This window comes from Streptomyces monashensis (assembly GCF_001866665.1).
GTDB lineage: Bacteria > Actinomycetota > Actinomycetes > Streptomycetales > Streptomycetaceae > Streptomyces > Streptomyces monashensis.
On record NZ_MLYO01000012.1, the window covers coordinates 311,369 to 325,021 of the forward strand.

Here is a 13,653-nt window from a genome sequence, read left to right on the forward strand (position 1 = left end):
CGATGAGTACCGGCCGGTGCGGCAGTCTGCACCGGCATGGACAAGAAGACGACGTCACGCGACGGTACCGCGCTCGCGTACGAAGTGACCGGCCAGGGGCCCGTCGTGATCCTGGTGAGCGGCGCGATGTCCACCGGGGGCACTGTGGCGCCCCTGGCCGCGCGGCTCGCGGACCGCTGCACGGCCGTGGTCTACGACCGCCGGGGCCGCGGGGCGAGCGACGACACGCCGCCGTACGCGGTCGCGCGCGAGGTCGAGGACCTGGCCGCGCTGATCGACGCGGTCGGCGGGGACGCCGCGCTGTTCGGGGTCTCCTCGGGCGGCGCGCTGGTGCTCCGGGCGGCGGCGAGCGGGCTGCCGGTGCGCCGGGTGGCCGTGTACGAGGTGCCGTACGCCGACTTCCTCCAGGGCGGGGCCGAGCAGGAGGCCGCGTACAAGCGGGCCCTGACCGAGGCGCTCGCGGCCGGCCGGCGCGGGGACGCGGTGGAGCTGTTCCTGCGGCTGGCGGGCCTTGGCGAGGAGATGATCCGGGGCGCCCGCAACTCACCGATGTGGGCCGGCATGGAGGCCGTCGCGCCGAGTCTCGCGTACGACGACGCGGTCATGGGCGACGGGCTGCTCCCCCGGCAGGAGCTCGCCGCGATCTCCGTGCCCGTGCTGTCCGTCGCGGGCGGCGCGAGTCCGGCCTGGATGCGCGAGGCGTCCCTCGCCGTCGCCGGGACCGTGCCCCAGGGCTCCCACCGGGTCCTGGAGGGCCAGACCCACATGGTGGAGCCGGAGGTGCTGGGGCCGGTGCTGGCGGACTACTTCACGGCCTAGGTGTGCCGTCCCAGGCCGAAGGAGGCGTGGTACGGAGAGCTACAGCGCGCCGGCCGTCGCGCGCGTGGTCGTCGCGATCGTCGCCGAGCCCACCACGCGCGTGCCGTCGTACAGGACGATCGCCTGGCCGGGGGCGACGCCGCGGACCGGCTCGGTGAAGGTGACGCGCAGCTCGCCGTCGACCGGCTCGGCGGTGGCCTCGGTCTCGCCGCCGTGCGCGCGCAGCTGGGCGGTGTAGGTGCCGGGGCCGGTGGGCGCGGTGCCGCACCAGCGGGGCTTGATCGCGGTCAGGCCCACCACGTCCAGGGCGGCGGCCGGGCCGACGGTGACCGTGTTGGTCACCGGGGAGATGTCGAGGACGTAGCGCGGCTTGCCGTCGGGGGCGGGCGTGCCGATCCGCAGGCCCTTGCGCTGGCCGATCGTGAAGCCGTACGCGCCCTCGTGGGTGCCCAGCCTGGTGCCGGACTCGTCGACGATGTCGCCCTCGGCCTTGCCCAGCCGTCCGGCGAGGAAGCCCTGGGTGTCTCCGTCGGCGATGAAGCAGATGTCGTGCGAGTCGGGCTTCCTGGCGACGGCGAGGCCCCGGCGCTCGGCCTCGGCGCGGATCTCGTCCTTGGTGGTGACTGTGTCGCCGAGCGGGAACAGTGCGTGGGCGAGCTGCTTCTCGTCCAGCACACCGAGGACGTACGACTGGTCCTTGGCCATGTCGGAGGCGCGGTGCAGCTCGCGGTTGCCGTCCTCGCCCACGACCACCTTCGCGTAGTGACCGGTGCAGACGGCGTCGAAGCCGAGGGCGAGCGCCTTGTCGAGCAGCGCGGCGAACTTGATCTTCTCGTTGCAGCGCAGGCACGGGTTGGGGGTGCGGCCGGCCTCGTACTCGGCGATGAAGTCCTCGACGACGTCCTCGCGGAAGCGGTCGGCGAGGTCCCAGACGTAGAAGGGGATGCCGATGACGTCGGCCGCGCGGCGGGCGTCGCGTGAGTCCTCGATGGTGCAACAGCCCCGCGCGCCGGTGCGGAAGGACTGCGGGTTCGCGGAGAGCGCGAGGTGGACGCCGGTGACGTCGTGCCCGGCTTCCGCGGCGCGCGCGGCGGCGACGGCGGAGTCGACCCCGCCGGACATGGCGGCGAGGACACGGAGGGGGCGCTGCGGGGTCTCAGTCATAGCCCCTCCAGGGTACGGGGCCCGGGAGGAGGTCCGTAAAAAATCAAGGCCCAGACCCCTTGCGTGCGATTCGGACCGATTTATCCTGGAAGTAGGCCTACGAGACGAGTGAGGGAGTCCAAGCGGAGTAGCCGACTTCAGCGAGAGATACAGGATCTCCCTTCACCGAGAGGTACGAGATCTCCGCTGGTGCCGACGTCGACGCTCGGGCTGAGAGGCCGGAAGGTCGCAAGGACTGGACCGGAAGGCGACCCCCAGCTACCTGATCCGGACAATACCGGCGAAGGGAACCCGCCTCGTAGGTCGCTTCATGTCCCGGCGCCGGTGCGCAACGCCCCGGCGCCGATGCGACCTCCCGGCTCGGGCCCGCGGATTCTCAGCCCGGGCCCGCGGATTCTCAGCTCAGGCCCGCGGCGCGTGCCCGCTCCACCGCCGGGCCGATCGCCTTGGCCACCGCCTTCACGTCCGCCTCGGTCGAGGTGTGCCCGAGGGAGAAGCGCAGGGTGCCGCGCGCCAGCTCCGGATCGGTGCCGGTGGCCAGGAGCACATGGCTGGGCTGGGCGACGCCCGCGGTGCAGGCGGAGCCGGTGGAGCACTCGATGCCCTGGGCGTCCAGCAGAAGCAGCAGGGAGTCGCCCTCGCAGCCGGGGAACGTGAAGTGGGCGTTGGCCGGAAGCCGCCCCTCGGGTGCCGGGTCGCCGCCGAGGATCGCGTCCGGTACGGCGTCGCGCACGGCCTCGACCAGTCGGTCGCGCAGCGCGCCGACCTCGCGGGCGAACTCCTCGCGCCGCTCGGCGGCGAGCCGGCCGGCGACGGCGAAGGAGGCGATGACGGGGACGTCGAGGGTGCCGGAGCGGACGTGGCGCTCCTGGCCGCCGCCGTGCAGGACGGGCACGGGGGTGTGCTCGCGGCCGAGCAGCAGCGCGCCGATGCCGTACGGGCCGCCGACCTTGTGGCCGGAGACGGTCATCGCGGCGAGGCCGGAGGCGGCGAAGTCCAGCGGGACCTGACCGAAGGCCTGGACCGCGTCGGAGTGCAGCGGGATGCCGAACTCGGCGGTGACGTCGGCGAGTTCACGGATCGGCAGGATCGTGCCGATCTCGTTGTTGGCCCACATCACCGTCACCAGGGCGACGTCGTCGGGGTTGCGGGCGATGGCCTCGCGCAGCGCCTCGGGGTGGACACGGCCGTAGGAGTCGACGGGGAGGTACTCGACCGTCGCGCCCTCGTGTTCGCCGAGCCAGTGCACGGCGTCGAGGACGGCGTGGTGCTCGACGGGGCTGGACAGCACCCGGGTGCGGGCCGGGTCGGCGGCGCGGCGGGACCAGTACAGGCCCTTGACGGCGAGGTTGTCGGCCTCGGTGCCGCCCGAGGTGAAGACGACCTCGCTGGGGCGGGCGCCCAGCGCTTCCGCGAGGGTTTCGCGGGACTCCTCGACGGTACGGCGGGCCCGGCGGCCGGCCGCGTGCAGGGAGGAGGCGTTGCCCGTGATGCTCAGCTGGGCGGTGAGTGCCTCTGCCGCCTCCGGGAGCATGGGGGTTGTCGCGGCGTGGTCGAGGTAAGCCATGGTGCCCTGATTCTACGGGCCCCCGTCGGTCCGCCTCGGCCCCGGATGCGCCAAGCCGTGCGAGCACCCCGGCTCGGGATCGAGGCGCCCGGCGCTCCAGGCCGTCGTCCCCCTCCGGGCTCCGGGGTCTACAGGCTCCAGGACACCGTGTGGCTCAGCTGCATCGACAGGACCAGGACCACCAGGTCCGCGATGCCCAGGGCGAGGCCCAGCCAGGCGCGGCCGCGGCGGACGGTGCCCCGCCACAGGGAGACCGCGGCCAGGGCGACGGCGATCGGGCCGAGGAAGATGTTGAGGACGAGCAGGCCCAGCAGGCCGAGGATGAAGGACGCCACGGCCATGCCGTCGGCGTCGCGCGGTCCCCGCCGGGTGTCGGTGCCGCTCGTGACCGGTGCGGTGAGTTGCATGATGCTCAAGCTCCAGGAAGTCGTGGCGGACGGTCAGTTGGCCTGTGTGCCGCGCCGGCGGCCGATGCGCTCGCGGATCGCGAAGACGCCGAGCCAGACGGCGATGACGGCGGCGATGAGGGCGGTGACGGTCAGCGGTGCGTGGGCGACGGTGCCCAGCACGACGCCGAAGAGCATGAGTGCGGCGACGAGGAACAACATGGGATCAGATCCCCCCTCCGGGATGCCTCGCGTCGGCCCGGTCCGGGCCGGCGTGGGGCCGGTGTGAAGTTTGGGTGAACAGTTGTAGTTACAGTTGTTCACTGACTTAGAGTCTAGCGCCTCCCGCGGCTTTCCAATTCCAGAGAACAGTTGTTAACTGGATGACATGAGTCACACCCTCGGCATCCGGCAGGCGCAGAAACAGAAGACCCGGCAGGCGTTCCTCGACGCCGCGCTCGCACTGCTGGAGGAGCAGAGCCTGAGCAGCCTGGGTCTGCGCGAGGTCACCCGTGCCGTCGGTGTCGCCCCGACCGCCTTCTACCGGCACTTCCGCTCGACCGCCGACCTCGGGGTGGCGCTGGTCGACGAGGCGCTGGGCAGTCTGCACCCGATGGTGCGGACGACGGTGTCGACGGCGGGCGGCAGCGAGGAGCGGATCGTCCGCGCCATCGACTTGATCTCGCACCACGTGGACACCCACCCCGCGCACGTCCGCTTCATCGCGCGCGAGCGGCACGGCGGGGTCCAGCCGGTGCGCGAGGCCATCCGGGCCCAGCTGGAGCGGTTCGCCGAGGAGGTGAAGGCCGAGCTGGCCAAGGACCCGCAGGCCGCGGGCTGGAACGACGACGACCTGCTCATGCTCGCGCACCTCTACGTCGACCAGATGCTCATCACCGCCTCCCTGTTCCTGGAGGCGCAGGAGGCTCCGGCCGAGGAGCGGCAGCGGGTCACCCGGCTCGCCCGGCGCCAGCTGCGGCTCATCACCGTCGGCCGCAGCCACTGGCTCGACTGAGCGGACGCACACGAACGGCGGGGACGGCACGCCCGATGCGCGCCGTCCCCGCCGCCGTACGGCCGTCAGCCCTGCCGGGCCCCGCCCCCGCTCCGCCCGCTGCCCGGGCCGCCGCAGCCGCCGCCCGGGCCGCCACCGGGCCCGCCCCGGCCGCCGGGTCCACCGCCCGGCCTGCCCGAGGCGGCGCCCGTCGGCTTCCCGGTCGGCGGGAGCCGCCGGCGCCGGGCATGCCGGACGGCGCCGTGCAGGCCTGCTGCCCGCCGGAGTTGCCACCGCCGGAGGACGACGAGGACGACGAGTCGCCCGCACCGCACGCGGCCGGCAGCAGCGGGGAGAGCGCCGGCAGGGCGGGGGCGAGACGGGCACGCTTCACGAGAACCAGCTCCGGTGAGGACGAGGATTTCCTGAGAGCCGCACTCAACCAACGCCGCCTCGGCGGCACTTGGGCCCCTCCTGTCCGCCGGCTGTCAATCCCGGGTCAGGGGCCCTGCTGGTACAGGGCCGTGACACGGCGGGCGCCGCCCAGCAGCTCCGCGCGCGCCTCGGGCGGGTCGAGGACCTCCACCTGGTCGGAGAAGGCGAGGAGTTGGCGCACCGCGCGCAGCTCCGGGTACCGGAGCCGGACCGTGACCCACTCCCCCGTGCCGTCGTCGTCGGGCTCGGCGGTCAGCTCGGCGGCCGCGACCCGCCGGAACAGATCCAGCCGGGCCCGCCGCACCCGTGCGGTGATCTCGATCCCGCCGTCCCGCTCCTCCACCTGGCGGCGCAACACCTCCCAGACGTCGGCGAGTTCGACCCCGGACCGGCGCCGCACGGGGTCGTCGAGGAGCCGGGCCGAGCGCACCCGGTCGGCCCGGAACAGCTGCGGGCGGCCGCGCCGGTCGGCGACCAGGTACCAGACCCCGGCCTTGGCGACCAGTCCGTACGGGTCCACGGTGTACGTCCGCGGCTCCCGCTCCCCGCTGTGCCGGTAGCGCAGGCGCAGCCGCCGGTCGGAGAAGACCGCGTCCTGGAGGGCGGCCAGGTCCGCCGCCCGCCGGGGTCCGCCGCGCCAGCGGGTGGCGTCGACCAGGATGCGCCGGCTGGTCACCTCGGCGGCGGGCCGGTGCGGCGCCGGGAGCGCGGCCATCACCTTGCGCAGGGCCGAGCCGAGGGCCGCGTCGAGGCCGAGCGCCGCGTGGGCGCCCTGGGCGGCGAGGACGAACAGGGCGCGGGACTCGTCGGCGGTCAGCCCGGTGACGTCGGTGCGGAAACCGGCGAGGAGTTCGATGCCGCCGTGCCGGCCGCGCTCGGCGTACACCGGGACGCCGGAGGCCGACAGCGCCTCGATGTCGCGGTAGACGGTGCGGACCGACACCTCCAGCCGGTCGGCGAGTTCGCGCGCGGGGACCCGTCCCCGGGTCTGGAGGAGCAGCAGGATCGACAGCAGCCGGTCGGACTTCACGCGGTCAGCGTGCAGCGCGGTCCGGCGAGACGCAAATGTTGACGGTTTCTGTCAGGTTATCGGGGGAAGCTCGGTTCACCGAACGGCACGCGGCCGCACCGGCCGCGGCAACCCCGAGGAAGAGGAACCCCCATGACCGGCACCGGCTTCACCGACCCCCGCCCCGTCTACGCCCGCGCCACCGAGCAGGCGGCCGCGCTGATCGAGTCCGTACGGCCCGCCGACCTGACCCGTCCGACGCCGTGCAGCGAGTACGACGTACGCGCCCTGCTCGGCCACATCGTCGGCGGCACCCTGCGTATCGCGGTGGTCGGCGAGGGCGGCGACGGGCTCGCGGTCGTCCCTGCGCTCGAAGGCGTCGGGGACGACGGCTGGGCGGCGGCCTACGACGAGGTCAGGATCCGCGTGCTCAAGGCCTGGGAGAGCGACGAGCGGATGACGACGCCCGCGCGCGTGCCCTGGGGCGAGGTGCCGGGTCACGCGGCGCTCGCGGGCTATGTGATGGAGATCGTCACCCACACCTGGGACCTCGCCGAGGGCCTCGGCCGTCCTTGTCGGCTCGACCCGGAGCTGGCCGAATTCGCGCTCGCCACCGCCCGCGCGGTGCTGCCCGACTCCCGCCCCCGCGACGTCGTGTCCCCCTACGCCGCCGACCGCAGGCCCCCCTTCCACACCCGCCGCCCGGCCCTCGGCGGCGCCGGCCCCTACGAGGAACTGGCCGCCTGGCTGGGCCGCGAGCCGCTCGGCCGGTCCTGACACCACGGGCCACGTCTGCGCCCCGCCGAAGCACCACCGCCCCGGGAGGGCGCATGTGCGCGAGAAGCCGCGGTCGGCCACCGGTCCCGGTCCGAGAGGCCGGGGCGACCGGCCGCCGCCGACACCGCACGTGGTCGCGCCGCTCAGCCCAGCCGGACGCGGGCGAGCTGGCGGGACTGGGCGACCAGGCGGTCCTCGCTGTCCCAGACCTCGGCGTCCTCCTCCAGGAAGCCGCCGGCCAGGTTGCGGGTGGTGATGGAGATCCGCAGCGGGCCGGGGGCCGGGCGGTGGCGCACATGGACCGTGAGTTCCACGGTGGGGACCCAGCCCTTCAGGCCGATCTCGAAGGCGGTCGGCGGCAGCGCGTCCACGGCCAGCAGCAGCGAGAGGGGGTCCGCGTCGCGGCCGTCGGCCAGGCCGAACCAGGCACGCATCTCCCCCTTGCCGGAGGGGGCGCCCAGGGCCCAGCCGAGAGTCGACGGGTCCAGCCTGAGCATCAGCCGGTCGGCGATCGCCGAGCTGCCCTCGACGGGGGCAGGTCCGTCCTCGGCGCCGAAGCACCGCTCCAGCGGCGGGATGGCGGGCGGTGCCGCCGTCGTACGGACGTCGTCGGGGAGGTCGGCGAGGTCGCCGTAGGAGGCGAGCACGCGGATGCGTTCGACCTCGTTGCCGTGGTCGTCGTACTGGTAGAGGGAGGCCTGGCCGGTGGAGAGCGTGCGGCCGGTGCGCACCGTCTCGGTGCGGACGACCGCCGGGCCGGGGTGCGAGGCGGTCAGGTAGTGCGCGGTGATGGTGAAGGGGTCCGGGTGCGGCAGGGTGTCGGCGAGGGCCCGGCCGAGCACGGCCAGCAGGTAGCCGCCGTTGACGGCGCTGATGATGGTCCAGCCGGCCGAGAGGTCGATGTCGTAGACCCCGGGCGCACGCCGGGTGACGGCGGTGTCGCGGTCGAACTCGCTGTCGCCGATCACGGCGGGCACGGCAGGTGCGGAGGCTCCTTCTGGCATGGGTGAACGGTACAACAGAAAACTACTAAGCGGTAGCTTTTCTGGGAAGAGGCGTCTGTGCGCCGTTTCCCTGTCGGCCATCCGGGTGAGCTTCGGGCAATTTCTCGGTAAGCGCCCGGAGACGTCCACAACCCCCGGCCCCTGATTCCCCTCTATGGGGACATGAGCCTCACCGGGACTCCGTTCCTCTACACGACCATCGTGCTGGCCGTGGTTGCACTGATACTGCCGCTCGCCTTCTGGTCGCGGGTGCGCGGGCCCAAGGCCCTGCGCGCCGCGGCCCGCGTACTGATGCTGCTCTTCGCCCAGGGCACCGCCATCACCCTCGTCTTCGTACTGGTCAACAACTCCAACAACCTCTACGACAACTGGGCCGACCTGCTCGGCACGGGCAACCATGTGCAGCAGGCCGCGAACCTCGGCGCCGACGGCACCGGCGGCATCGCGTACAAGAAGCTGCCCAAGGTGCAGCAGAAGTTCACCCAGGCCGACGGTCCCGGTATGCACGCGGCCGGCGGGGTCAAGGTCACCCAGCTCAAGGGCCGGGTGTCGGGCGTGAGCGCGGAGGTCTACGTCTGGCTGCCGCCGCAGTACGACGACCCGGCCTACAAGAACAAGAAGTTCCCGGTCGTCGAGCTGCTGTCGGGCTACCCGGGCTCGGCGAAGGCCTGGTTCGGGTCGATGAAGGCGCACGAGCAGCTGGAACCGCTCATGAAGAGCGGCCAGGTCGCCCCCTTCATCCTGGTGGCCCCGCGCACCAACCTGATCGCCAAGATCGACACCGGCTGCGCCAACATCCCCGGCACGGTGAACGCGGACACCTGGCTGAGCATCGACGTACCGAAGATGATCACGGACAACTTCCGTGCCCAGTCCGCGCCGGACGGCTGGGCCGCGGCCGGCTACTCGGCCGGCGCCCACTGCGCGGCCAAGCTGGCCGTCGCCCACCCCGACCGCTACCGGGCCGCCATCAGCCTCTCCGGCTACAACGACCCGATCGGCGAGCGCAACTCGCTGGCCGCGGGGAGCGAGGAGCTGCGGCGGGCCAACAACCCCTACTACATCCTGAAGAACTACCGCACCCCGCCGAGGATCGCCCTGTACATCTCCGGCGAGAACGGCGACGGCTACCAGGCCGGTGTGGCACTGGAACAGATCGCGAAGCCGCCGACGTACGTGAAGGTGGTGTTCCTGCCGCGCAGCATGGGCGGGCACTCGATGGCGCTGTGGCGGCCCCAGGTACCGACGGTCTTCGAGTGGTTGACCATGGAGATGACGGGCCACGGCGGCACCCCCCAGCACACCCGCACGGCGAGCCCGCTCAGTCCTCTGACACCGTCGAGCGGCGGTTCCAGGCGCGCGGAGCTCGCCAGTGGTAGCGCATCGCGAGCAGGCGGAGCACGAAAGCCGTGACGACCGCGAGCCCGCTGGTGAAGGGGTTCAGCACGCCGTAATGGATGCACAGCACCACCATCGTGGCGCCGACGATCGCTGGGACCGCGTAGAGGTCGCGGTCCCAGCGCAGCAGTGACGGCACCTCGTTGGCCAGCACGTCCCGCAGGACGCCGCCGCCGACGGCGGTCGCGAGGCCCAGCGTCGCCGACGCGGTCAGGTTGAGGCCGTAGCTGTACGCCTTCGTCGTGCCGGTGACGCAGAACAGGCCGAGGCCGGCCGCGTCGAAGACGAGCACCGCCATCTGGATCCGCTCCACGTGCGGATGCAGGAAGAAGACGACGAGCGCGGCGAGCAGCGGGGTCACGAAGTACCCGAGGTCCGTGAAGGCGGCCGGCGGTACGGCCCCGATGATCAGGTCGCGGAACAGCCCCCCGCCCAGCGCGGTGACCTCGGCGAGGACGCCGATGCCGAACACGTCGAAGTTCTTCCGGACGGCCAGCAGCGCACCGGAGATCGCGAACACGAAGATGCCGACGACATCCAGGGTGTGCTGGACGGAGGGACTGAAGAGAGGCTGGAGCTGCACCCGGACATTCTCGCCTGCCAGGGCGCATGAACCTTACAAAGAAAGGCTCACAGGGTGACATCCCTGTGAGCCTTTCTTACTCAGGCGTCCTTACTTGTCGGTCGGGCCGCCTTCGGCCGACTCCTCGGCCGACTCCTCGGACTCGCCGCTGTCGGCGCCGTCGGCGCTTTCCGCGCTCTCGGCACTCTCGGCGCTCTCGGTCGTCCCGGTGGCCTCCTCGGAGCCCACCTCGCCGTCGGCGACCGCCGTGGCCAGCGCCTCCGAGGTCTGGGCCGACTCGGCCAGCACCTCGTCGGCGACCAGCTCGGCGGCCTCCTTCGCGGCCGTCAGCAGGACGGTGTCCTGCGGCGCCTGGTCCTCGAAGTTCTCGGGGTGGTGGCAGGCGACGCGCTGGCCCGGGCGCAGCTCCACGAGCGGGGGCTCGGTCGTCCTGCAGATCTCCGTGGCCTTCCAGCACCGGGTGTGGAACCGGCAGCCGCTCGGCGGGGAGATCGGCGAGGGGACGTCGCCCTTGAGCAGGATGCGCTCGCTCTTGGCGTTCTTCCGCTTCGGGTCCGGGATCGGCACCGCGGACATGAGCGCCTTGGTGTACGGGTGCATCGGCGTCTTGTACAGCAGGTCCCGGTCGGCGAGTTCGACGATCTTGCCGAGGTACATGACCGCGATCCGGTCCGAGACGTGCCGGACGACCGAGAGGTCGTGCGCGATGATCACGTACGTCAGGCCCAGTTCCTCCTGGAGGTCGTCCATGAGGTTCACGACCTGGGCCTGGATCGACACGTCCAGCGCGGAGACCGGCTCGTCGGCGACGACCAGCTTCGGCTTCAGGGCGAGCGCGCGGGCGATGCCGATGCGCTGGCGCTGACCGCCGGAGAACTCGTGCGGGTAGCGGTTGTAGTGCTCGGGGTTGAGGCCGACCACCGACAGCAGCCGCTGCACCTCCTTCTTGATCCCGCCCTCCGGCTCGACCCCCTGGAGCCGGAACGGGGCTCCGACGATGGTGCCGATGGTGTGGCGCGGGTTCAGCGAGGAGTACGGGTCCTGGAAGATCATCTGCACGTCGCGGCGCATCGGGCGCATGCCCGTGACACCGAGGTGCGTGATGTCCTTGCCCTCGAACTCGACCTTTCCGGCGGTCGGTTCGAGCAGCCGGGTGATCAGCCGGCCCATGGTGGACTTGCCGCAGCCCGACTCGCCGACCACGCCGAGGGTTTCCCCGGCGCGGACCTCGAAGTCGATGCCGTCGACGGCGTGCACCGCCCCGACCTGCCGCTGGAGCAGGCCCTTCTTGATCGGGAAGTGCTTCTGCAGGCCGGTGACCTTCAGCAGCACCTCGCCGTCGGCGACACGGCCGCCCTCTTCGCCCTGCCGGGGAATCGTCCCTGCCTGCTCGGTCTGCTCTGCCTTCTCTGCCTTCTCGTCACTCACAGTTTCGGCGCAATCTCTTCGGTCCAGATCCGCTCCCGCTGCTCCTCGGTCATGTGGCAGGCGGCCCAGTGCCGGCTGTCGACCTCGGCGAGTTCGGGGCGGACCGTGCGGGTGACGTTGTCCTTGGGCACGTCGGCGTACGGGCAGCGCGGGTTGAAGGCGCAGCCGGACGGGACGTTGATCAGGGACGGCGGGGAGCCCTTGACCGGGATCAGGCGCTCCTGCTGGTCGCGGTCGAGGCGCGGCATCGAGCCGAGCAGACCCCAGGTGTAGGGGTGGCGAGGCTCGTAGAACACCTTCTCGGCCGGGCCGCGTTCGACGCAGCGGCCGCCGTACATCACCAGGAGGTCGTCGGCCAGTTCGGCGACGACGCCCAGGTCGTGGGTGATGATGATGACCGCGGAGCCGAACTCCTTCTGCACGTCCCGGATCAGGTCGAGGATCTGCGCCTGGACCGTCACGTCGAGCGCGGTGGTCGGCTCGTCGGCGATCAGCAGCTCGGGGTTGTTCACCAGCGACATGGCGATCATGGCGCGCTGGCGCATACCGCCGGAGAACTCGTGCGGGTAGTTGTCCACCCGCTTGTCCGGCTGCGGGATGCCCACCCGGTCGAGCATCTCGACCGCGCGCTTCTTCGCGGTCTTCTTGTCGACGTCGTGGTGGATCCGGTACGCCTCCACGATCTGCTGCCCGATCGTGTAGTACGGGTGCAGCGCGGACAGCGGGTCCTGGAAGATCATCGCCATCTGGCGGCCGCGCAGCCGGCGCACCTCGTCCGGGTCGGCGGACAGCAGCTCGGTGCCGTCCAGCCAGATCTCGCCGGAGATCTGCGCCTTGCGCTTGCCGTACTGGCCGGCGGTGTGCAGGCCCATGATGCCGAGCGAGGTCACCGACTTGCCGGATCCCGACTCGCCGACGATGCCGAGGGTCTTGCCCTTCTCCAGCTGGAAGCTGAGCCCGTCGACGGACTTCACCAGGCCGTCGTCGGTCGGGAAGTGCACCCGCAGGTCGCGTACTTCGAGGAAGGAGGTCGGGGCGGGCGAGGCGGCGGTGGGCTCGCCCACGGCCGCTCCGGTCTTGCTGAGTTCGGTCATGACAGCCTCACTCGGGGGTCGATCACGGCGTACAGGATGTCCACCACGAGGTTGGCGACGAGCACCGCGAGAGAGGTGATCAGGGTGACGCCCAGGATGATGGGGAGGTCCTGGTTCTTGATGGCGGTCAGCACGGCCTGGCCGAGGCCGGGGATGCTGAACGTGGTCTCGGTCAGGATCGCGCCGCCGATGAGGGCGCCGAGGTCCATGCCGAGCATGGTCAGGATGGGGGTCATGGTGGAGCGCATGGCGTGCTTGCCGATGACGACCTGCTCCGCGAGGCCCTTGGCCCGGGCGGTGCGGATGTAGTCCTCGCCGAGGACCTCCATCATCGTGGCGCGGGTGATACGGGCGTACATCGCCGCGTACAGGAAGGCGAGCGTGACCCAGGGCAGGATCATGCCGCCGAGCCACCCGGTGAAGCTGTCACTGATGGAGACGTACTTGCCGTCCATCCAGTGCAGTCCGAAGACGAAGATCGACGAGGCGAGCAGGCCGGTGAAGTAGATCGGCAGGGAGACACCGCTGAGGGCGACGACCATCGCGCCGCGGTCCCACAGGCTGCCCCGCTTGAGGGCGGAGAGCACACCCGCGGCGACACCGAAGACCAGCCACAGCACGGCGGCACCGAGCGCGAGACCCAGGGTCACCGGGAAGCGGTCGGTCAGCACCGGCCAGACGGCCTGCTCGCTGCGGAACGAGTAGCCGAAGCACGGCGCGGCACAGTGGGTGACATCGCCGCCTGCCGCGTAGGTGCGGCCCACGAAGATGCCCTTGAAGAAGTGCCAGACCTGCGCGTAGATCGGGTCGCTCAGACCCAGCTTCTCGCGCACCGCCTCGACGGCGTGCGGGTCCGCCTGCTTGCCCACGAAGCTCGTGGCGATGTCCACGCCCGCCCACTTGGGGACGAGGAAGAAGATGCTGAAGACCACCAGGACGATGACCACGAGCATCACTGCGGCGGCGAACAGCCGCCTGATGAGGTAAGCGAGCAC

14 protein-coding genes are annotated in these 13,653 nt (G+C 71.8%); 4 read left to right on the forward strand and 10 right to left on the reverse strand.

Going from position 1 to position 13,653, the window contains the following annotated elements; all coding sequences use genetic code 11:
• Positions 1 to 36 precede the first annotated feature (36 nt).
• Positions 37 to 819 carry an alpha/beta fold hydrolase gene (locus BIV23_RS06210; RefSeq protein ID WP_071379704.1) on the forward strand — a complete coding sequence of 261 codons (783 nt, stop codon included), beginning with the start codon at positions 37 to 39 and terminating at the stop codon, positions 817 to 819.
• 39 nt (positions 820 to 858) lie between these two features.
• Here BIV23_RS06210 and mnmA read toward each other — a convergent pair whose 3' ends face one another.
• From mnmA to BIV23_RS50155, 4 genes are all read right to left on the reverse strand, one after another.
• The gene (gene mnmA / locus BIV23_RS06215; protein ID WP_071379705.1) at positions 859 to 1,983 is read right to left on the reverse strand and encodes a tRNA 2-thiouridine(34) synthase MnmA; all 1,125 of its coding nucleotides are present in this window, start codon (positions 1,981 to 1,983) and stop codon (positions 859 to 861) included.
• Positions 1,984 to 2,380: 397 nt separating this feature from the next.
• A complete protein-coding gene (locus tag BIV23_RS06220) occupies positions 2,381 to 3,550 on the reverse strand; it encodes a cysteine desulfurase family protein (protein ID WP_071379706.1) in 1,170 nt (389 codons plus the stop codon).
• A 128-nt stretch (positions 3,551 to 3,678) separates the two neighbouring features.
• Positions 3,679 to 3,957: a DUF4190 domain-containing protein gene (locus tag BIV23_RS06225; RefSeq protein WP_071379707.1), complete on the reverse strand. Its 279-nt coding sequence runs from the start codon at positions 3,955 to 3,957 to the stop codon at positions 3,679 to 3,681.
• Between the two features lie 33 nt (positions 3,958 to 3,990).
• Positions 3,991 to 4,158, reverse strand: a complete 168-nt coding sequence (locus BIV23_RS50155) for a hypothetical protein (protein ID WP_177239734.1) — start codon at positions 4,156 to 4,158, stop codon at positions 3,991 to 3,993.
• Between the two features lie 166 nt (positions 4,159 to 4,324).
• Here BIV23_RS50155 and BIV23_RS06230 point away from each other — a divergent pair, with 166 nt between their 5' ends.
• Entirely contained in the window at positions 4,325 to 4,951 is a 627-nt protein-coding gene (locus BIV23_RS06230) for a TetR family transcriptional regulator (RefSeq protein ID WP_071379708.1), read from the forward strand.
• A 478-nt stretch (positions 4,952 to 5,429) separates the two neighbouring features.
• On the opposite strand, the gene BIV23_RS06235 is transcribed toward BIV23_RS06230, so the two are convergent.
• Positions 5,430 to 6,395, reverse strand: a complete 966-nt coding sequence (locus tag BIV23_RS06235) for a helix-turn-helix transcriptional regulator (protein ID WP_071379709.1) — start codon at positions 6,393 to 6,395, stop codon at positions 5,430 to 5,432.
• 132 nt (positions 6,396 to 6,527) lie between these two features.
• On the opposite strand from BIV23_RS06235, the gene BIV23_RS06240 reads away from it, so the two are divergent.
• Complete coding sequence (locus tag BIV23_RS06240; protein ID WP_071379710.1) at positions 6,528 to 7,151, forward strand: TIGR03086 family metal-binding protein; 624 nt, start codon at positions 6,528 to 6,530, stop codon at positions 7,149 to 7,151.
• 143 nt (positions 7,152 to 7,294) lie between these two features.
• On the opposite strand, the gene BIV23_RS06245 is transcribed toward BIV23_RS06240, so the two are convergent.
• A complete protein-coding gene (locus tag BIV23_RS06245) occupies positions 7,295 to 8,155 on the reverse strand; it encodes a thioesterase family protein (RefSeq protein ID WP_071379711.1) in 861 nt (286 codons plus the stop codon).
• 162 nt (positions 8,156 to 8,317) lie between these two features.
• Here BIV23_RS06245 and BIV23_RS06250 point away from each other — a divergent pair, with 162 nt between their 5' ends.
• A complete protein-coding gene (locus BIV23_RS06250; RefSeq protein ID WP_071379712.1) occupies positions 8,318 to 9,568 on the forward strand; it encodes an alpha/beta hydrolase in 1,251 nt (416 codons plus the stop codon).
• Here the strand turns inward: BIV23_RS06250 and BIV23_RS45735 are convergent.
• The 4 genes from BIV23_RS45735 to BIV23_RS06270 all read right to left on the reverse strand — a co-directional run bounded on the left by BIV23_RS45735 (position 9,477) and on the right by BIV23_RS06270 (position 13,653).
• Positions 9,477 to 10,136 (reverse strand): trimeric intracellular cation channel family protein, encoded by a 660-nt coding sequence (locus BIV23_RS45735; RefSeq protein WP_079172977.1) that lies wholly within the window; start codon positions 10,134 to 10,136, stop codon positions 9,477 to 9,479. The genes BIV23_RS06250 and BIV23_RS45735 overlap by 92 nt on opposite strands.
• Positions 10,137 to 10,226: 90 nt before the next feature.
• Positions 10,227 to 11,513, reverse strand: coding sequence for an ABC transporter ATP-binding protein (locus BIV23_RS06260; RefSeq protein ID WP_071379778.1), 1,287 nt, complete (start codon positions 11,511 to 11,513; stop codon positions 10,227 to 10,229).
• 47 nt (positions 11,514 to 11,560) lie between these two features.
• Complete coding sequence (locus tag BIV23_RS06265) at positions 11,561 to 12,658, reverse strand: ABC transporter ATP-binding protein (protein WP_071379714.1); 1,098 nt, start codon at positions 12,656 to 12,658, stop codon at positions 11,561 to 11,563.
• Positions 12,655 to 13,653, reverse strand: coding sequence for an ABC transporter permease (locus BIV23_RS06270; protein ID WP_071379715.1), 999 nt, complete (start codon positions 13,651 to 13,653; stop codon positions 12,655 to 12,657). Before BIV23_RS06270 ends, BIV23_RS06265 begins: the two co-directional genes overlap by 4 nt.